The organism is Streptomyces sp. NPDC052016, assembly GCF_044548445.1.
Classification (GTDB): domain Bacteria; phylum Actinomycetota; class Actinomycetes; order Streptomycetales; family Streptomycetaceae; genus Streptomyces.
In genome coordinates, this window is record NZ_JBIUBX010000001.1 from 502442 (window position 1) to 521235 (window position 18794).

General features: G+C 66.4%; 14 protein-coding genes and 2 pseudogenes. 6 read left to right on the plus strand and 10 right to left on the minus strand.

Translation table 11 applies throughout. From position 1 onward, the window contains the following. Window positions 1–348 precede the first annotated feature (348 nt). Entirely contained in the window at window positions 349–1650 is a 1302-nt protein-coding gene (locus ACIHAR_RS02335; protein WP_365466998.1) for an RICIN domain-containing protein, read from the minus strand. Window positions 1651–1751: 101 nt separating this feature from the next. Next, the gene (locus ACIHAR_RS02340; protein WP_365466976.1) at window positions 1752–3182 is read right to left on the minus strand and encodes an endo-1,4-beta-xylanase; all 1431 of its coding nucleotides are present in this window, start codon (window positions 3180–3182) and stop codon (window positions 1752–1754) included. 874 nt (window positions 3183–4056) lie between these two features. Between ACIHAR_RS02340 and ACIHAR_RS02345 the strand changes: the two genes are divergently transcribed. Together ACIHAR_RS02345 and ACIHAR_RS02350 are read left to right on the plus strand one after the other, a co-directional pair. Continuing rightward, complete coding sequence (locus ACIHAR_RS02345) at window positions 4057–5523, plus strand: non-reducing end alpha-L-arabinofuranosidase family hydrolase (protein WP_365466974.1); 1467 nt, start codon at window positions 4057–4059, stop codon at window positions 5521–5523. 190 nt (window positions 5524–5713) lie between these two features. After that, complete coding sequence (locus ACIHAR_RS02350; protein WP_365466972.1) at window positions 5714–5836, plus strand: hypothetical protein; 123 nt, start codon at window positions 5714–5716, stop codon at window positions 5834–5836. 213 nt (window positions 5837–6049) lie between these two features. Here ACIHAR_RS02350 and ACIHAR_RS02355 read toward each other — a convergent pair whose 3' ends face one another. Both ACIHAR_RS02355 and ACIHAR_RS02360 read right to left on the minus strand, forming a co-directional pair. Next, window positions 6050–7126, minus strand: coding sequence for a glycerophosphodiester phosphodiesterase family protein (locus ACIHAR_RS02355; RefSeq protein WP_400016060.1), 1077 nt, complete (start codon window positions 7124–7126; stop codon window positions 6050–6052). Window positions 7127–7579: 453 nt separating this feature from the next. Next, window positions 7580–8518, minus strand: a complete 939-nt coding sequence (locus tag ACIHAR_RS02360) for an AraC family transcriptional regulator (RefSeq protein WP_400016061.1) — start codon at window positions 8516–8518, stop codon at window positions 7580–7582. 104 nt (window positions 8519–8622) lie between these two features. Here ACIHAR_RS02360 and ACIHAR_RS02365 point away from each other — a divergent pair, with 104 nt between their 5' ends. Beyond that, window positions 8623–9303 (plus strand): NAD(P)H oxidoreductase, encoded by a 681-nt coding sequence (locus ACIHAR_RS02365; protein ID WP_400016063.1) that lies wholly within the window; start codon window positions 8623–8625, stop codon window positions 9301–9303. A 581-nt stretch (window positions 9304–9884) separates the two neighbouring features. On the opposite strand, the gene ACIHAR_RS02370 is transcribed toward ACIHAR_RS02365, so the two are convergent. Further along, window positions 9885–12260, minus strand: a complete 2376-nt coding sequence (locus ACIHAR_RS02370; protein WP_400016065.1) for a PAS domain-containing protein — start codon at window positions 12258–12260, stop codon at window positions 9885–9887. A 31-nt stretch (window positions 12261–12291) separates the two neighbouring features. Next, entirely contained in the window at window positions 12292–12948 is a 657-nt protein-coding gene (locus ACIHAR_RS02375; RefSeq protein ID WP_400016067.1) for a helix-turn-helix transcriptional regulator, read from the minus strand. A 68-nt stretch (window positions 12949–13016) separates the two neighbouring features. Here ACIHAR_RS02375 and ACIHAR_RS02380 point away from each other — a divergent pair, with 68 nt between their 5' ends. Next, the gene (locus tag ACIHAR_RS02380) at window positions 13017–13664 is read left to right on the plus strand and encodes a TetR/AcrR family transcriptional regulator (protein WP_400016068.1); all 648 of its coding nucleotides are present in this window, start codon (window positions 13017–13019) and stop codon (window positions 13662–13664) included. A 604-nt stretch (window positions 13665–14268) separates the two neighbouring features. On the opposite strand, the pseudogene ACIHAR_RS02385 reads toward ACIHAR_RS02380, so the two are convergent. The 3 genes and pseudogenes from ACIHAR_RS02385 to ACIHAR_RS02395 form a co-directional block, all read right to left on the minus strand. Continuing rightward, a pseudogene (locus tag ACIHAR_RS02385) lies at window positions 14269–14537 on the minus strand (transposase family protein); the annotation flags it as partial. A gap of 8 nt (window positions 14538–14545) precedes the next feature. Beyond that, window positions 14546–14740, minus strand: a pseudogene (locus tag ACIHAR_RS02390) (helix-turn-helix domain-containing protein); the annotation flags it as partial. Between the two features lie 39 nt (window positions 14741–14779). Further along, on the minus strand, window positions 14780–15628 hold the full coding sequence (locus ACIHAR_RS02395; RefSeq protein WP_400016338.1) for an oxidoreductase: 849 nt from the start codon (window positions 15626–15628) through the stop codon (window positions 14780–14782). A 379-nt stretch (window positions 15629–16007) separates the two neighbouring features. On the opposite strand from ACIHAR_RS02395, the gene ACIHAR_RS02400 reads away from it, so the two are divergent. Further along, window positions 16008–16205 carry a hypothetical protein gene (locus tag ACIHAR_RS02400; protein WP_400016070.1) on the plus strand — a complete coding sequence of 66 codons (198 nt, stop codon included), beginning with the start codon at window positions 16008–16010 and terminating at the stop codon, window positions 16203–16205. A 104-nt stretch (window positions 16206–16309) separates the two neighbouring features. Here the strand turns inward: ACIHAR_RS02400 and ACIHAR_RS02405 are convergent, their stop codons facing one another. After that, on the minus strand, window positions 16310–17125 hold the full coding sequence (locus ACIHAR_RS02405; RefSeq protein WP_400016072.1) for an IclR family transcriptional regulator: 816 nt from the start codon (window positions 17123–17125) through the stop codon (window positions 16310–16312). Window positions 17126–17458: 333 nt separating this feature from the next. Between ACIHAR_RS02405 and ACIHAR_RS02410 the strand changes: the two genes are divergently transcribed. After that, complete coding sequence (locus ACIHAR_RS02410; protein WP_400016074.1) at window positions 17459–18793, plus strand: SLC13 family permease; 1335 nt, start codon at window positions 17459–17461, stop codon at window positions 18791–18793. Window position 18794: the final 1 nt, after the last annotated feature.

Sequence of the window (18794 nt, forward strand, 5' to 3'; positions counted from 1 at the left end):
CGCTGCAGGAGATGCGCGTGGCAGCTTGGCAGTCCAGGACGGACGTGAGAACGAACTCCGCAAGCAGGCCTCGCTCGTGACCACATGGAGTGAGGTGCACCAAGACGAGGGCGTAGCCGTGCATGTGGTGAACAGGTCCCTCGATGCTGTCTCGCTCTGGGCCCTCCCATATATGACGCCTGACGGCAAGAACAGGACCATTACAGCTCCTGGTACACGCCGCCGAGCATCACCGCGCCGGAGTCGAAGAGGTTCACCGCGCCGGACAGCACGACGCCGAAATGCCGCCCGGCCCGTTATACGGAGTGGAGCCGGCATCACCTGGCTCCACTCCTTGATGCGGGCGTGTCACTGGAACTGTGCGAAGAACCTCCAAATCTCTGCTTTGGTCCAGGTGGCGACGCCGCTTTCGCCGGGGGAGCCGTCGACCGGACCGGGTATGTGGCCTCCGTCGAACGCGGCCCATTGGACCGGGTATCCGGCACGGCAGCCCGAGTAGGTGGTGGTGATGTGCGTTCGGCTGCCCGGCGCCGGCTCGCGCGGGCTCTGGTGGGTGCAGCCGTTGTTGCCGACGAATCTGTCGCGCAGGGACCTTCCGTGCGCGATGTCGAGGACGGAGTCGCTGATGCCGTGGATCCCGAAGTAGGCGATGGGCTGGGTGCCACCGCTGCACCCGCTGATCTGGGCGCCGGCGATGACCGCGACGGCCCTGAAGACGTTCGCCCTGCTGCAGGCGAGGGCGTAGCTCATGCCGCCGCCCCAGCTGAATCCGGTGGCGAAGCGCTGTGCCGGGTTGACACAGAGGCCGCCCTCGATGCGCCGGATCACGTCGTCGACGAAGGTGATGTCCTCACCTCCCGAATTGGCCCAGCCGTTGCCGAGGCCCTGGGGGGCGACGAGGATGGCGCTGTTGTTCGACTGTTCCTGTTGGCCGTAGTAGGACCAGGCGTTTCCGCTCGTGCCGCCCGAGGCGACGTCGCCGGCGGTTCCGCCCCGCCAGTGGAACGCGAAGATCAGCCGGTAGGGGTGGCTGTTGTCGTAGTTGGCGGGAACCCTGAGGATGAAGCTGCGGCTCTTGCCGCCGCTGTGAATCGTGTGCGTACCGCTCGTCAGAGTCGGGGCGCTGCCGCATCCGCCTCCGCCGCCGGCCGACAGCTTGATCATCCGCCATTGCTGGTTGGCGCCACCCCAGTCGGTGTACTGGACGACGTTGCCGCCGTCGGCGGTGGAAGCGCCCTGCACCTCCACCGCCTTGCTGCTGGTGCGGTTGATCAGCCGGACGTGGCCTCCGTCGGAGTCGGCCAGGCGGAACTGCTGGTTGGCCCCGTTGTGGTCGGCCCACTGCTGGATCGCGGCACCGTCTGCGCTCGAGGCGCCTGCCACGTCGAGAACCTTGCCTGAATGCCGGGCCTTGAGGCGGTAGAAGCCGTCGCCGGAGTCCACGAACTGCCACTGCTGGTTGGCTCCGTCGGTGCGCGTCCACTGGCTGAGCCGCGCGCCGTCGGCGGTGGACGTGCCAGAGACGTCCAGTGCCTTGCCGCTGTTGCGATTGACCAGGACGTACCAGGCGTTGGTGTCCACCGTCGCCGCCTCGGCGGGCGTCGGATTCACCGCGGTGAACATGCCGATCGCGAGGGCCGCGGCCACCACGGCGGCGACCCGTGACCACCAGCGATGTTTTCGTTCAGGGGCGGGGGGAGCCGCACCGTGGGTCTTCATCGATGCACCCTTTTCGTTGGTGGAAGGTCGCATCAGGTGCGGGTCCAGCGTTGGTTGCTGCCGTTCGAGCAGGAGTAGAGCTGGATCAGGGTGCCGTTGGCAGTGCCGCCCGCGACGGCGTCGAGGCAGAGGCCGGACTGGACGCCGACGACGGATCCATCGGAGTTGAGGCGCCATTTCTGGTTGTCGCCGCCCCAGCAGCTGTAGATCTGGACTTTGGTGCCGTTGCCGGTTCCGGCGGCGTCCAGGCACTTGTTGCCGTAGACCCTGAGCTCGCCGGCGGCGGTGTACGTCCACTGCTGGTTGGTGCCGTTGTGGCAGTCCCACAGCTGGAGCTGGGTGCCGTCGGTGGTGCTGGTGCCGGGCACGTCCAGGCAGCGGCCCGACCCGACGCCCTTGATCGGTCCGGAATCCGCCGGGGGCGTGGTGGTGCCGCCGTTGAGTGCGTTGAGGACGGCGGTGTAGGCGGGCTTCTTGCTTCCGTCGCCGTTGAACAGCAGCGGTGTGTGCTCCGGTCGCCAGGAGTCGGTGTCGCGCACACCCCAGACGGTGATGCCGAGGCAGCGCGGGACGGCCAGACAGTCGTTGACCACGTTGGCGTAGGTCGAGGCCGGGGCGCCCTGGATGTCGAGTTCGGTGACGGCCACGTCGACGCCGAGGGCGGCGAAGTTCTGCAGGGTGGTGCGGAAGTTGCTGTTGTAGGGGCTGCCGCTGTTGAAGTGCGACTGGAAGCCGACGCAGTCGATCGGCACGCCGCGCTGCTTGAAGTCCCGGACCATGGCGTACATGGCCTGGGTCTTGGCCCAGGTCCAGTTCTCGACGTTGTAGTCGTTGTAGCAGAGCTTGGCGGCCGGGTCGGCGGCGCGCGCGGTGCGGAAGGCGACCTCGATCCAGTCGTTGCCGGTGCGCTGCAGGTTGGAGTCGCGGCGGGCTCCCGAACTGCCGTCGGCGAAGGCCTCGTTCACGACGTCCCACTGGGCGATCTTGCCCTTGTAGTGGGCCATCACGCCGTTGATGTGGTCGATCATCGCCTGGCGCAGCGCGCCTCCGCTGAGGCTCTGCATCCAGCCGGGCTGCTGGGAGTGCCAGGCCAGGGTGTGGCCGCGCACCTGCTTGCCGTTCTGCACCGCCCAGTTGTAGACGCGGTCAGCGGCGGTGAAGTTGAACTGGCCCCGTTGCGGTTCGGTGGCGTCGATCTTCATCTCGTTCTCGGCCGTCACCGAGTTGAACTCACGGCCCGCGATCGCCGTGTACGTCGAATCGCCCAGCCTGCCCGAGGCGATGGCGGTGCCGAAGTAGCGGCCGCTCTGCGCCGCCGCGGCGCCGAGCGTGCTCTCGGCGGCGTGTGCCGTCGGCGGCGCGACCAGTGCGGCGACCGTACCGAGGACGCCGACGACCAGCGCCAACAGCAGGTTGCGAATCTTCCGGCGGACAACGGGTCTGGGAAGGGCATACACGCCCATGACGGTGCCTCCAAGGTAGACATCACGGAATGACTGAAGCGCAGGCGAACGCGTCGTCCGCTCCCACTCGGCAGACGGACGGGACGGGCCGTAACCCGGGTAGCTCGAACATCACCGGACACCGCGGTCATGGGACCGGGACGATCTCGACCGGCACGGACGGCACCCGGTCGGCCGTCGGGTGACGCGCGGCGGCCGCCGGCGGCGCTTCGACACAGGCATGGGGGTACTCCATCGCGGCTCAGCCGGGGGACCGCCACGCGGCGTCGCGCGCCTCTCCAACTGCTGAAGAGCCGGGATGCGCTGGTGCGAACCTCACCGGAACGAACAGGGTGCGCAGGTGCTTTGGTGCGCGGATCTGTCGTGCAGCTGTGCGTGGATCTGCCGTGCGGCACAGATTGCCCAGGACCAATCTCGAATGTTTCGAAGAATTCCCGGTTGCTACGACGGCACAAGCTAGAAATACGGGGCCCTCTGGTCAAGGCCTGTCGCTGAACTGTCCACAAACAGCGCCTCTCCGCTTTGGGCCGGCGAGCTGTTGCGCCCGCGAGCCACTCCACAGTCTGCGGAAGAACTCGCCAGTCCGAGGCGTCTGCGAAGCCCAAGGGGACGAGCGGGGAGAGAAGCCGAGTAGGCAGCGTTCGGTGCCGGGGTTCACCTTCGGCTCGCCGGGGATTTCGAAACGTTTCGAGCGGAGAACCGAAACTTGTCCTGTGAGAGGTGTTGACGATCCATCGTCAACACATCAATCATCCCTGTGTCTGAGAAGCCGAGCGTAGTTCGAGATATCGAACCACGTCGGTCCCTGCCCCCCGGCACGTCCGCTCCGCAGTGCAATGGGGTCACCTCACCCCGCCCCCAAGGAGGCCCTCTGATGTGGTTTCGCCAACCGTCTCTGGTCCGTCCAGGACGCTTACTCGCCGTCCTTTCGCTTTTGCTGCTCGTGGCCACCTTCCTCGCCGCACAGCCCGCCGCCGCGGCGACCGTGGACCCCAACGCCTCATACGTGCTGGTCAACCGCAACAGCGGCAAGGCCCTGGACGTCTACAACCGGGCAACCGACGACGGCGCCCGCATCACCCAGTGGACCAGGAACGATCAGAGCCAGCAGCAATGGCAGTTCGTCGACTCCGGTGGTGGCTACTACCGCATCAAGTCCCGCCACTCGGGCAAGGTGCTGGACCTCTACAACTGGTCCACCGCGAACGGCGGATCGATCGTCCAGTGGGCCGACTTGAACGGCACCAACCAGCAGTGGCGGCTGGCCGACAGCTCGGACGGCTACGTGAGACTCATCTCGCGCCACAGCAACAAGGCCCTCGAAGTGCAGGGCGCCTCCACCGCCGACAACGCGAACATCGTCCAGTACGACGACTGGGGCGGCACCAACCAGCAGTGGCAGCTCGTCAAGGTCGGCGCCGACAACCCCGGCCCGTGCGATCTTCCGTCGGCCTACCGATGGACATCGACGGGCGCGCTGGCGCAGCCCAAGCCGGGGTGGGTCTCGCTCAAGGACTTCACCGTCGCCCCCTACAACGGCAGGCAACTCGTCTACGCGACGACCCACGACACGGGGACAAGTTGGGGCTCGATGAACTTCGGCCTGTTCACCAACTGGTCGGAGATGGCCTCGGCCAGCCAGAACCCGATGTCGACCCCCACCGTCGCGCCCACGCTCTTCTACTTCGCGCCGAAGAACATCTGGGTGCTCGCCTACCAGTGGGGCGGGACCGCCTTCTCCTATCGGACGTCGAACGACCCCACCAACCCGAATGGCTGGTCCTCCCCGCAGGTGCTCTTCTCCGGGAGCATCACCGGCTCCGGAACAGGACCCATCGACCAGACGCTTATCGGTGACGGGACGAACATGTACCTGTTCTTCGCCGGTGACAACGGCAAGATCTACCGGGCCAGTATGCCGATCGGCAACTTCCCGGGCAGCTTCGGCACGACCTCGACAGTGGTCATGAGCGATACGACGAACAACCTGTTCGAAGCCCCGCAGGTATACAAGCTGCAGGGCCAGAACCGCTACCTCATGATCGTCGAGGCGATCGGCTCGCAGGGCCGCTACTTCCGCTCGTTCACGGCCACCAGCCTGAACGGCTCGTGGACACCCCAGGCCGCGACCGAGAGCAATCCTTTCGCCGGCAAGGCCAACAGTGGCGCCACCTGGACCAACGACATCAGCCATGGCGAACTGATCCGCACCAGCCCTGACCAGACCATGACCGTCGACCCCTGCAATCTGCAGTTGCTCTACCAGGGGCGCAGCCCCAACTCAGGCGGCGACTACGGCCTCCTGCCCTACCGTCCGGGTCTGCTGACACTGCAGCGCTGACGGCGTGACGCGAGTCCGGCCTTGGTTTGGCGCCGGCGTGGCGGGCTCGGCGGAAGGCTGAGCCCGCCCGAGTCACGCGACGACGTCTGCCTTCCTACAGCGACGGGGCGCGGGGTCGGGCAAGGCTCACCAGCCCGAGGCCACCCCATAATCGGTGCCGCCACCCATGGCGCTTGCTACTGCCAACCCCATGGGTCTGTCCGTAGACCGACTGCGCAAGGCCGGCCGTGAGGTGGACGCCGAGGTCCTGGCGTACATCTCCCCGGCCCGCAGCTCGGCCGTGAACTACTACGGGTCCATCACCGTCGACTAGAGCGCGAACTCGCGCAGCTCGCAGCGCGCACTGGCACCGCCCATGCCGACACGGTCATCACCACGAATTCGCGTTCGCTGTCGGCGGCTCGCTGCGCAGCGATCATTGAGCTGGGCACAGGCCGAACGCCCCTGAACGAGCTCCGTCCGGGCCGTCGGCTGACGGACCGGTGACAGCAACCGGGGTCAGGCGCCAGGACTGTGGTGCTTCAGATCACTGCCCGCGCGGTGCGGAGTAGGCCTTCGGCAGGCGCATGCCGCGCTTGGCCATGAGGTCCCGGACGTGGTTCGGGTAATTGGTGATGATGCCGTCGATGCCCATGTCCATCAGCGCCGCGACGGTGGCATTGTCGTCACAGGTCCACGGAATGACCTTCAGACCGCGCTCGTGGGCCTTCGCAATCATCTTCTTGTCGACGTAGAACTTGAAGTTCGGGTCCGCGATGGTGCCGTTCTGCGGCATGCCGTAGACCGGGGAGAGCGCCGTGACGCCGGGGATCGTGGAGGCGGCCTTGACGAAGTCGCCGTCGTAGTCGTCGGCGTCGATGCCGCCCAGCCAGGGGGAAGCTCCGGGCTTGCCGACCTGCAGGAAGTCATAGTTGGTCAGTGCCACCAGTGGGTACGTCGGCGCGAGCTTGTGCATCTCCTTCAGGGCGCCCCAGTCGAAGGACTGGATCGTGACCTGCCTCTCGATGCCGGACTTGTGGATCTCCTCGTACACGCGGCGCACGAACAGTTCGCGCGGCTGGGTCTGCTCGGGCGCGCCCGCCTCGACCTTGGTCTCGATGTTCAGCTTGATCTGGTGGGCCTTGTAGCTCTTGACCAGGTTCAGGACGTCCTTGAGCTCAACTATGCGGAAGCCCGCGAGCTGCTCCTGCTCGGGAAAGCCGGGGAGCTGCTGGTAGCCGCAGTCCATGGTCTGGATCTGTGCCAGCGTCAGATCCTTGATGTACTTGCCGACGTACGGGTACATCGGGTCACCCGGCGTGACCGGCGCGGTGTCCTTGCACTTTTGGGCGCTGATCTGCCGGTCGTGGTTGACGACGACCCGCACATCCTTGGTGACGTGGGTGTCCAACTCCAGGGTGGTCACACCGAGACGCATGGCCTTGGCGAAGCCCTCGAGGGATTCCTCGGTGGTCATGCCGATGCCGCCGCGGTGGGCCTGCAGGTCGAAGTGGGTCTTCTGGGGCTGTACCTGCTCGTGGCTGGGCAGGGTGGCTGCCTGGGCGGTTACGGAGACCGCGAGGACGGGCACGACTGCCAGCGCGGCAAAGGCTTGCTTGAGCATTGCTACCTCGTTTTTACGTACGGACAAGCCGAACTCGGCGACGGTAGGACGCAGGTCCAGACGAAGAGAGGCTCAGGCATTAGGGACTGATGAATGCTCGGCGAACCGTCGTCCGTCGAGACTGGGCCCGGGTGGATCCGGGAGTGCGCGGGTTCCGACCCAAGGCGGAGGCCGCACTCCGACTGACATGGCTGACTTGGCAGCCTGCTGCTGTTCTTTTGCTCCGGCCGGGCCGAGAACGACGCCTGGTGAGTCACCTGTGTGTCGTCGTCGTGTGCCCACCCCTGCAGCCGCCGGCCCACGACGCGGGTCACCGACACGGCCGTTGAGCGCGAGTGGGGCCACTGCGGCTGATGTGGGGTGGCCTCCCGCCGGATAGAAGCGGGACAAGTAAAAGGGAGGCTGCTGGTGTTGGTGCTGGTCGCTGAACAACAGGCTCAGGCCGACCGGAACTCAGGCCGCCGCGGCGCGGAACGTGCTTGGGCTGAGGCCCTTGTGGCGTTTGAACGCGGCACTGAAGCCAAAAGCGTCGGCATAGCCGACGGACCTTCCGATCTGGGCGATGCTGAGGTCGGTGTCGGTCAGAAGCGTCTCGGCCTCGTCCATGCGGCATTCCGTGAGGTAGGCGAGGGGCGGGCGGCCCATCAGCTTGGTGAAGCGCTTGGCGAACAGCGCCCGGGAGACGCCGGCTCGAGTGGCCAGCGACGCCACCGTCCAGGCCTCGGCGGGCCGGTCGTGGAAGGCCTGCAGGGCGGGGGCGATGACCGGGTCGGCGAGGCCTCGGTACCAGCTGGGCGCGTCAGCGCCGGCCTGGTCGAACCAGCCACGCAACGTGCACACCAGGGCCCAGTCGAGGAGCCGATCCATCAGTGCCTGAGAACCGGCCGAGAGACGGGCGGCGTCGGCGGCGGCCGTCTCCAGCCAGGCACAGACCTCGACGTCCTCCTTGATCACCAGGACGGGTGGCAGGGCACGCAGGAGCCGCTCGTGGCGGTGGCCCGAGGCGCGGTAGGCGCCCACGATCAGCGCGGTCGCCTCCTCCGAGTCGGTGCCCCAGTTGATACCGCCCAGTTCCTGGGCGGTGCACTCGGCGTCCGTGGTGAAACAGGCGATCTCGTACTCGGCATGGGAGCTGTGGACAGTGGTGGGCTGGTCCGCGAGATGGAACGGTGCGGGGCCGCGCACGATGGCGGTATCGCCCACGCCGACCGCTCGCTCGGTGCCGTCGGGCAGCAGCAGGGTGCCCCCGCCGCGCAGCACGCTGATCATTGTCAGCGGTGCGTCGTCGGCGAAGCGGATGGTCCAGGGCGCCGTCAGGACGGCATGGCTGACGACCGAGCCCTCGGCCCGGATTCCACTCAGCAGTGAACTCAAAGGATCCACGGGACTCATCGTAGACGATCTCCTATGTTCCGGAGCGTTTCTCCCATGGATCCTCTACATCACCGCGGCTGTACTGGATTCATCGAATCGACCGAGACCAGCCGGGAGACACCGTGACGCAGCACGACAGCCATGCCAGGACAGCCCTCGTGGTCGTCGCACACCACCGCACCGACTCCCTCACCGCGCACACGGCCCGCCGTGCCGCCGCGAGGCTCGAAGCCGCCGGATACCGCATTGACCTGCTCGACCTGCACGCCGAGGGGTTCGACCCACGGATGAACATGTCGGACCAGCCGGACTGGGGCAACAGGGAGAAGGCGTACTCGGAGGAAGCGCACGCCCACATGCAGCGCATCCTCGACGCCGATGTCGTCGTCGCCGTCTTCCCGGTGTACTGGCAGAACGTGCCCGCCATCCTCAAGGGCTGGATCGACCGCGTATGGAACTACGGGTTCGCCTACGGTCGCAGCAAGCCCCGCCTCGCCGGCAAGCGCATGCTGTGGCTGGGCCTCGCCGGCGCCACTGCCGACGATCCCATCGTTAAGGGGATGCAAGCCGTCCTCGAGACCAATCTGAGCGAAGGCATCGCCTACTACTGCGGCTTCTCCCACTCCACCGTCGGCCTGCTCACCGACGCGGAAGAGCGCCCGCAGCGCGTCGACGCCGAAGGCAACCTCCTGATCGGCGAAGCGGTCGCGGGCGCTGAGCGAGAGGCGCAGTACGCCGATCTCGACCGGCGTGCACGGGAGTTCGTGGAAGGGTTCGTCGCCGAGGGACTCGTGACGGTCTGACCGCCCGGGAGACATACCTGGTCGTGGACGACCTGCGGGTGTCGAACGTTGCAGGTCAAGCCGGTACTTCAGGGCTCTGCCGATGGGGATTACACCAGGGCGTCGATGATGCGCCGCATGTGCGTTTGCTGTCGGACGGGTCGTTGAGCGCCCCTTGATCTTGGTGATGACATGATCCACCGGACAGCGCAGGCCCGCCTCGCCGGGCAGGGGTCCACCCTGCCCGGCGAGGCGGCTGCGCGCCCTTGTCAGCGGCGGGTGGTCCAAGAAGGAAGGATGTCCCCAGCCCGGAGACCCCGGCCGATCCAGGCCGCACTCGCTCTACGCAGGGCTGGAATGCCTCCTCGATCGCCCAGCGTGTGCCGGCGATCCGTACCCGCTCGGCATCCGACACCTGCAGAACCCTGCCGCCCACCAGCCCACTGCCAATACCCTGGAACCAACTCATTCTGGAGTGATCAGTTGGAAACACGGCCCGGTCCACCCGTGCCGGCTCTCACGTCCGCTCCGGACGGACACACTGACTGCATGCCCCTGGTCATTGGAACCCGAAGGCGACCCCACGAACGAGCTCCTGCCCGCTACAGGACGGCCAGCTCGTCCAGGTCCTGTTCGGTCCAGATGGTCTTGCCGTTATCGCTGAATCTGGTTCCCCAGCGTTGAGTGAGCTCGGCGATCAGGAAGAGTCCTCTTCCTCCCTCATCGCTGGAGCGTGCATAACGCAGGTGGGGAGCGGTGGCGCTTGTATCCGACACTTCGCAGATCAGTGCGTGGTGATCGCGTATCACACGCAGACTGATCGGGCCGTTCGCGTAACGGATGGCATTGGTGACCAATTCGCTCACCACCAGCTCTGTCACGAACGCGGCCGCTTCAAGGCCCCACACCGAGAGCTGCTGCTGAACCAGGTTGCGAGCGGTGGCGACCACGGCAGGATCACTGGGAAGGTCCCAAGTGCTCAGGTGATTCTCGTCCAATCGCTGAGTTCGTGCCAGCAGGAGAACGGTGCCTCCGGGCCCGGAGAAATCAGAGAACGTGGCTCCCAGTATGTTCTGTTTCAGTTCTTCCAAAGAGGTTTCTGCGGTGGACGAAAGAACTCGCATCAGCGTCTCTGTCGTGTCGGCGGTGGAGTTCGGTGCTGTCGTGAACGCGAGAGTGCAGCGGGCCTCTAGATCAACTTCTGTGGCACTCTCGCGACTTCCCGCCATTCCCAGGGGAGGGCCTACCGGCGTGGTCAGCAGATGCACGCGTCCGTCAGGATGTGCCACGATCGGGGGTTGGTGGTCGGCGCTGGCGATGGAGAGTTTCCCGGCGACCGGGTCGTACACGGCGTACACGCACCTGAGGTCGAAGCCGTCGGCGCCGTCCCGGGTGCCGGGATCGGAGGTATGGGCCCCTGAAATGCGGCTCACCAGAGCGTCCAACCGGGCCAGCACCTCCTCGGGATCGAGGTCCAGATCCGACAGAGCATGCACCGCGGCTCCCAGACGGCCAATGGCAGCCGCGCCTCGAAGTCCGGCTTCGTTCGTGGTGCAGAGAACGAGCGCGACGCGCGCACCGGACACCGGTATGACGTCGAACCAGTTGGCGTTCGAGGCGGCCGGAGCGAAGTAGTGGGCCGTTTCGACGGCACTTTGATCAGTGATGTCCTGCGGGGACAGATCGCGCTGCAGTCCGCGTGCGGCGCTGTGCTCACGGGTGTACCGGCGAGCGTTGTCGATACTCAGGGCGGACCTGGAGACCAGGTCGCGGGCGGTCAGGACATCGAAGTCCGAAAAGGGGTCGCTCAACCCGAGTCGGTAGAACGACACGAATCCGAGGACGCTGCCACGAGCCGTCATCGGTATCACGAGGGAGTGCGCAGACTGTTTGCCGCCCGTCCCTCTGTACAACGGCTCCCCGTCGTCGTCCGGGAGTTCGATGGCGGTCCGACGGGGTTCGAGGTCCTGAACCAGCGCGCTCACCGCGGACGGATACGGGAACCCGGGCTGTCCGCTGCTCCCGTGACCGGATGTCTCGCCGGCGAAGCGCATACCCACTCTGAGGAGCTCCTTGTCGGCGGGAGTGGGGTCCTCGCCCGAGATGACGGGAGAGAACAGGTCGACCGTCGCGGCCCCTGCCAAGCGAGGCACTGCGACGTCAGCGAGTTGCTGGCCGGTCTCCATCACGTCCAGTGACGCTCCGATCACAGCACTGGCCTCCGCCAGCAACGCGATGCGCTCTTCCGCAACACGCTGCTCGGTGATCTCCACAGCCGTGGTAGCCAGCCCCACGACGCGACCTGCGGGATCCTCGAGCCGGAAAACCGAGTTGGCGAAAATGTGCTCATGCCCGGGATCGTCCGGAGGGTGGCCCCGCTTCTCGAAGCCGATGAGCGGAACCCCTGTCTCGAGGACGCGTCTCATGCCGGACTCGAACACATCCGAATTCGAATTCGGCCACAGCTCGTGGGGCATGAGACCGATGGATCCATGCCCGAAAACTCCCTGCATCCCCTCTGCCGCCGGATTGAAGCGGCGCAGCCGCAGGTCGGTGCCGTACACGCACAGGCTTGTGGGGGAGCGAGTGAACAGGGCGTCGAGCACGGCATCATCGACGGCCTGCACCTCCGACGCCTCAGCCACAGGCGTCAGCGACACACTCCAACTCCCCGCACTGAGCTCGGTGGGGCGTATGCGTACCTGACATGCTTCGGTGTGACCGTCACGGCAGCGCAGGACCACCGGTGCCCCTCGCTCCCGTCCGACGTGACCCGTCTCGTCCGAGTACGCCGACCGCTGATCTGCCAAGAGACTGCCGACCGCCTTGCCCAGCATTTCGGAGGCGGTGAATCCCAGCAGGTCGTGGGCCTCCCCGCTCCAGCCGGTCATCGCGCCGTGCTGGTCAATCACTATCTCGGCGTTGGTGGGGAGCCTCCGCGCGGGCGCGTGTTGCGATGTTGCACGTGTGGTGCTCACAGCAGTCAGTCCCTTCCATATCCCCGCCAAGTCAGCATGACAAATGCCAGTAGGTGGGGCATCTGGGGAAAAACCGCAAGCGGCCTCCCAGAGGAGCGAGGAGATCAGCAATTTCGAAGGGCAGTGTCCAGTGACCCCACGTGTCCGAGCTGCAGCCGGTTGCGGCGCGCGGCCTGCCAGGCCAGCTGAGTACGCTCGTAGCGTCGGCCAGGCCTATCATCCGCTGGACGTCACGCTGCACCGTGTGTCGGCTCAGCTCCATCTGGGACGCGATCGACTTGTCAGCGACCCCGGCCACGAGCAATGACAGCAGCCTTCTGTCTCGAGCCGACAGAGGCTCGCGCCTTGCGATGCCTGCGGATGGGGACGGACATCCGGAACTTTCGAAAACCAAGGGGACCCCGCCCTCCCAAGAGCGCTCGAAAAGCGCGATCAGGGCAGCGAGCAGACTGCCGCCCCGGATCAGCGCTGCCATCGGAAGCACCGGCCTGCCGTTGGGTCCCCCGGGGGGCGAGCGGGCACACAGCGATGGACCGGTCTGCGATCGCCGGACGGAGCGGCAGACGAGAAATGCCTCGGGCTGTCTCTCCCGACCTGACGGCCTTGACGACGTTGCCTGCGGCGCCGTCGTCGTCGACGTACCGCAACCGGGGTGCGGACGCCAGCAGCCGACTGAAGATGCCGACATCTTCGTCGCGGGTGGGGACGCATGTCACCTCATCCGGCCTATTGGAGGGCAGACCTTAAGATGACCGCATGGCTTCCACTACGCGACGACCCTCCAGCGCATCGGACCGACGGGCCGTACTCGAGCAGCGGATCCTTTCCGTCATCGACGGGTTGCTGCGGGAAGGCATGACCTACACCGAGCTGAGTGTGGAGCAGATCGCTCAAGCCGCTGGAATCTCTCGATCCACCTTCTATTTGTACTTTCGTGACAAAGTCGACGTCCTTCTCTGCTTGAGCGGCGCTCTCAAGCGCGATAGCTATGCCATCGCGGCTGCCTGGCGCCCGACCGGGCCCGACGGGGGTTTGGACGGTCTGGCCCGTACCTATGAACGAATCCTGAAACACTACCGCAAGTACACCACTTTGCTGTCGGCCATCAATGAGGTGGCCGCCTACGACCCTGCGGTGCGCGAGGCGTGGGACGCGTACCAAGGCCAGTTCGTCGACAACTTGATCACGATCATGGAGGAAGAGCAAAAGGCCGGCCGCATGGCAGCGGACATCGATCCGGTGCTGGCGGCGAAGATCGTCGTTCGAGGGGGCGGCCAGGTCATCGCGCGACAAGTTGCCGGTAGTGAGGGCACGGACGACGCCGATGTGGCCCGCGAGCTCGCACTCAGCTACTGGTACGGCATCTACCGACGCCCCGCGATGCCCCGACCCGACGGGGAGTAGGGCAGGGGCGCGCTGAGATGCGGCGGGCGGGGGAGACTCGCAACGACCCGTCGCGAAATCATCAGTGTCCGGGAAAAGGCGGCGTGACGGGCTGACGTGACAGGCGGCCGGCGGATGGCCGCGTCGGCGATCTCTCACAGCCTGTCCGCCGATTGCTGGTCGAGAGCATGAGCGGCGACTCCGCCGATCTCGTCTTCGGTACCTTGCACGACCCGAGCCTGCTGATTGTCCCCGAAATATCCCCGGTGACTCCGCTCACCAGCGGGAAAGCGGCAAGGAGTACGGAGGTCGCAGCTCCGTGAGCTGAGGTCTTGAAATGCGGGAGGAATGGCGAGTCGCCCGTCGGCCGTCATCACCCCCGCCGCGAGGGGCGTCGTCGAGGTGGCGCTGAAGAGTCGTGATGACGAAGCCGGCATTCATCGAGTTCCCGATGATTCCGTCGTCGATTTATCGGCGGGCGCCGACGGCGAACGGGAAATCAGCTGTCTTGGACTGGCCATAGGCCGACCACGGACCGAGGGTGCTTCTCGAAATGCGGGTCCTCGAAATCGAAAAGTGTCTTCCGGTAGGCTCCGGAACTTATCGCCACGATGCGAGCCTCGCCGGCGGCGCGCAGGCCTTGTGCAGTCCAGTCGCCAGCCACGCCGGCCTCGGTCAAGGCGTCGATGACGCCGTGAAAGCGGGCGGCTTTGATGTCGCGGACCGAGCCCGGCACGGCCGGCGAGGCCCACAACAGGTTTCCCAGGGGATCGACGATGACCTGCACGTCATACCGTGCTTCCTATGCTTCCCCGAGTAGTAGGGCCGGTCGGCGGCTATCCGGTCGATCGGCAGCAGCGTTCCATCGAGGATCACGAACGCCTTGTGTGACGCCGCGACAGGAGGATCGCGGGAGAAGCGGACTTCACGCGTCCCTGTTCGAGACGCACGATGTAATCCACGCTGATCGCGGCGAGAGAGGCCAGTTCCTCCCGGCGCAGGCCCGGCACCCGCCGACGGCCGACTGAGGGCAGGCCCACGTCCTCGGCGTTGATCCGCGCCCGGCACGCACGCAGGTAGTCGCCCAGCTGTGTCATGAGAGCTTCCTCATCGATCTCAATTCAGCCGCGAGCGGATCAGCTCCGCACCGCCACATCGTCGTGGTCCGTCGAGAGCGCCAGATGCCGCCAGGCGTGAGCCTCCTCGGCCAGCTCAGCAACCTTCTGGTCCATCGCGTCCGCACAGTCGCTGCCGAGCTGCACGCGCAGCGGCGGCGCATCGGCGTCGACGATCGCGAGGATCGCTGCCGCGCCCTTCACCGGGTCTCCCGGCTGGGCACGGTTGAGACCCGGCACGGCTCCGCGAACGGCGCCGGCTGTGGCCTCGTAGTCCGAGATGACCCGCTCTTCGACGTGAAGGCTGGTGCCGTCCAGGAAATCTGTCCGGAAGTACCCCGGCTCGACGACGGTCACCTTGAGTCCGAGCGGCGACACTTCCTGGTGCAGAGCCTCGGACAGACCCTCGACGGCGAACTTGGTCGAGCAGTAGACCCCGAAGCCGGCGACAGCCCTGAAGCCCCCGATGGAGCTGAGATTGACGATGTGGCCACGCCTCTGCCGCCGCATCACGGGGAGCACGGCCCGGGTCACATTGAGGAGGCCGAAGACGTTGGTGTCGAACACACCGCGAGCAGCGTCGTCAGAGGTCTCCTCCACGGCGCCCAACACTCCGCGCCCCGCGTTGTTGACCAGAACGTCGATCTCACCGAAGGCGTCCGTGGCGGCCCGCACCGCCGAGGCGGCCTGCGCTTCGTCCGTGACGTCCAGGGGAACCGCCAGCAGACGGTCTCCGTGACCGGCCAACGCTCGCTCCACCTCCTCCGGTCGCCGAGCAGTGGCCACAACCTTGTCGCCCCGCTCCAGCGCCTGGCGTGCGATCTCACGGCCGAACCCGCGGGACGCGCCGGTGATGAACCAAACAGTCATAGAACTCTCCGTCACACTCATGGGATGCGTAGGTCAATCGTCGGTCAGACGTCGGTGGCCAGCCAGGGAAGGATGTGCATAGGCTTCCTCGCCATTGCCGCCGCTGCTTCTCGGGCCTCGAGCTGGGGAGCAGTGCGGCGTCATGCAGCACGATGCTCATGGAACTCGCGCAGCACTGGCCGAAGCCGACGCCTGTCATGGCCGCGCCGTCGAAGAACACACTGGAATCGGTGTCGGCGTCGCGCCCGGTCGAGCAAAGCTACGCGCGAGTGTTACACCCATGGTGCGGAGAGGTTCGGACGGTCTCGCCGTGCACAGGAGATCGGCTCGATGCTTGATGTCCGGTGCCTGGTCAGGTATGGCATGGCAGGGGTGTCCTTTGCCCGTCAACGCTGACAACCCCGACACGGAGGACATCTTCTGCGGCGCACCCGACCGTGCCACCGAAATCGGCACCAAGGGTGTCGGAGAGATCGGTCTGGTCGGGATGGCCGCGGCCATCGGCGACGCGGTGCATCACGCGACCGGTCGCCGCCTCCGCTCCCTCCCGTTCACCATCGACCAGCTGCTTCTGTGAGCGCACACCGCGTCGAGGTGGCGCGGGAGACACCACGTTCCCGTGCCACCTCGATGGCGTGTGCCGCCTCCCCGTTCCGCTCGCCCGCCGGGCTGGCCGGTCGCCTACTCGGCCCCCCTGCGGTGCCGCTCGAAATCGCGGATCTCGTCGATCCCGCACACGGGCACCGTGTCCTGCGCCGCGCCGAGTTGGCGCGAGATGAGCGCCGCAGCGCGGGACATGGCCGCCACCACGAACGGCAGTCGATCCGCGGAGAGGCGGCCCCGGGGGGCGGACACGTGGACCGCGGCACTGACGGTGCCGGCGGCGTCGACGATGGGAGTGGCCAGTCCCAGGATCCCCTCGACGCTCTCTCCGTCGCTGACGCTGTAGGACCGAGCCCGGATCTCGGAGAACTCCACTCGCAGACGCTCTCGGTCCACGAGAGTGCGCGGTGTGAACTGCTCCAACTGGGCAGCCTGAAGGACTCGCTGCTCCAGTTCCGGGTTGTACGCAGCCATGAGCTTTCCGACGCTCGAACCGTGCAAGGGGCGCTGTCCGCCCAGCTTCATCACGACGGAGAGGGTCTGCCCCGCCTCGTGGCGGTCGGCGTACACAACCCCGGCACCGCTGCGCACGGCCAGGTAGGTGTTCTCGTTGATCTCTTCGCACAGGTCTGCCAGGTACGGCTGACTCACATGCCGTAGGTCGACGCTGTCGACGATGGACAGGGCCAGAACCACGGCTCGAGGCCCCAGCGCGTACGTGCGCTGTCCCAGCAGTTTGACCACATCCAGCCCGACGAGCGTCTGCAGCAGATCGTGCGCACTGCTCATGGGCAGTTCCAGGGCATCGCTCAGGCGCTTGAGCGTGCTGCCTTCCTGGTGCTCGGCCAGGTAACCCAGGACGGCCAGCGCCCGATCGATGCGGGCCGGATTCATGGACGACTCCTCTCGGTGGGTTGAGGTCGGGCACGCACACACGCGCACGCCCAGCAGGAAACAGTATTCGAGATCGTGGCGCGCCGACCCAACGGTGATCACTCCGCAAGTCCGCATCCCAGCCCGGGCAGGTGTCGAACCGGCAGGTGAACCCGGTCCGTGTGCCGGCCGTTGAGGCGCACCTCTTGACGACGTCCAGACGCCTACCTAGCATCACCGCTACGTGAATACGGAGTTAACTTCGAGATCCCGAAGCTCCTGGTCCTGGCGTCCCGTCTGGCTCACAGCCGACGACTGGCCGGCAACAGCAAGAATCGCTTCAAGGAGACCCGTTTGTCTGAGCAGCTCATGTCGATCCTCGCCTTGCTAGCGATCTTCCTGATAGGCACACTGCGCGCGGTCAACCTCGGCGCTCTGGCCCTGGTTGCGTCCTTCGCGGTCGGTGCCGGAGCCCTGGGCATGGACGCCTCCGAAGTGCTCGCCGGCTTCCCGGCCGAACTGTTCATGATCCTGGTCGGCGTCACCTACCTCTTCGCCATCGCCAGGAACAACGGCACCGTCGAGTGGCTGGTCCATGCAGCCGTACGCATCGTGGGCGGCAAGGTGGCCGCGATTCCCTGGGTGATGTTCACCATCAGCTGCGTGCTCGTCTCCCTCGGCGCGGTCAGCCCGGCGGCCGTCGCGATCATCGCTCCCATCGGCATGACCTTCGCCGCCCGGTACGGCATCAACCCCCTGCTCATGGGACTGATGGTGGTCCACGGCTCCGCCGCCGGGAACTTCTCTCCCATCGGTGTGCTGGGCGTCGTCACCAACGGTGTCGTCGACACCAGTGGCATCGCCGGGAGCCCCATGGTCCTGTTCCTCGCGAACTTGATCTTCAACGTGCTGCTGGGCGCCGGCATCTTCTTCGGATTCGGTGGACGGCACCTCCTGTCCACCGGGCGCGAAGCCATCGACGGATCCGCCGGCGGTGAAGACACCGACGCCTACAAGCCCCACCGGACGGCCTCCGGGCCCTCCACCGCCGTCGCAACCGCGCCCGCCCAGACCGACTCCGGCACCCTCTCGCTCGATCGGGACCGCATCGTCACCCTCGGCAGCATGGTCGCGCTCGTCATCGGAGCCCTGGGGTTCGACCTCGACGTCGGGCTCATGTCCCTCAGCGCCGCGGTCCTCCTCACAGTCCTGGCACCCGACACCGCCAAGGACGCGGTGGGCCAGATCAACTGGAGCGTCGTCCTGCTCGTCTGCGGCATCGTCACCTACGTCGCGCTCATGCAGGAGATCGGGACCGTCGACTACCTCGGCAACGCCATCTCCGAGGTCGACGCGCCGCTCCTGGCCGCGCTCCTCATCTGCTACATCGGCGCGATCGTGTCCGCCTTCGCCTCGACCACCGGCATCCTGGGCGCCCTCATCCCGCTGGCCGTACCTCTTCTCGCCACCGGCCAGGTCAGCGCGATCGGCCTGGTGACAGCCCTGTCCATCTCGGCATCGGTCGTGGACAGCAGTCCCTTCTCCACCAACGGCGCCATGGTGGTCGCCAACGCTCCCAAGGAACAACAGAGCATGGTCTACCGACAACTCATGAAGTGGGGCTTCGGCCTCGTCCTGGCTGCACCCCTGATCTGCTGGGCCGCTCTCACCGTGCTGGCCGGGTGGTGAC

Coding starts and splice junctions, on each gene's coding strand:
- ACIHAR_RS02350 (WP_365466972.1), top strand. CDS start 5,714: ATGGGTCTGTCCGTAGACCGACTGCGCAAGGCCGGCCGTGAGGTGGAC.
- ACIHAR_RS02355 (WP_400016060.1), bottom strand. CDS start 7,126: ATGCTCAAGCAAGCCTTTGCCGCGCTGGCAGTCGTGCCCGTCCTCGCG.
- ACIHAR_RS02395 (WP_400016338.1), bottom strand. CDS start 15,628: ATGACTGTTTGGTTCATCACCGGCGCGTCCCGCGGGTTCGGCCGTGAG.
- ACIHAR_RS02345 (WP_365466974.1), top strand. CDS start 4,057: ATGTGGTTTCGCCAACCGTCTCTGGTCCGTCCAGGACGCTTACTCGCC.
- ACIHAR_RS02380 (WP_400016068.1), top strand. CDS start 13,017: ATGGCTTCCACTACGCGACGACCCTCCAGCGCATCGGACCGACGGGCC.
- ACIHAR_RS02360 (WP_400016061.1), bottom strand. CDS start 8,518: ATGAGTCCCGTGGATCCTTTGAGTTCACTGCTGAGTGGAATCCGGGCC.
- ACIHAR_RS02375 (WP_400016067.1), bottom strand. CDS start 12,948: ATGTCGGCATCTTCAGTCGGCTGCTGGCGTCCGCACCCCGGTTGCGGT.
- ACIHAR_RS02340 (WP_365466976.1), bottom strand. CDS start 3,182: ATGGGCGTGTATGCCCTTCCCAGACCCGTTGTCCGCCGGAAGATTCGC.
- ACIHAR_RS02405 (WP_400016072.1), bottom strand. CDS start 17,125: ATGAATCCGGCCCGCATCGATCGGGCGCTGGCCGTCCTGGGTTACCTG.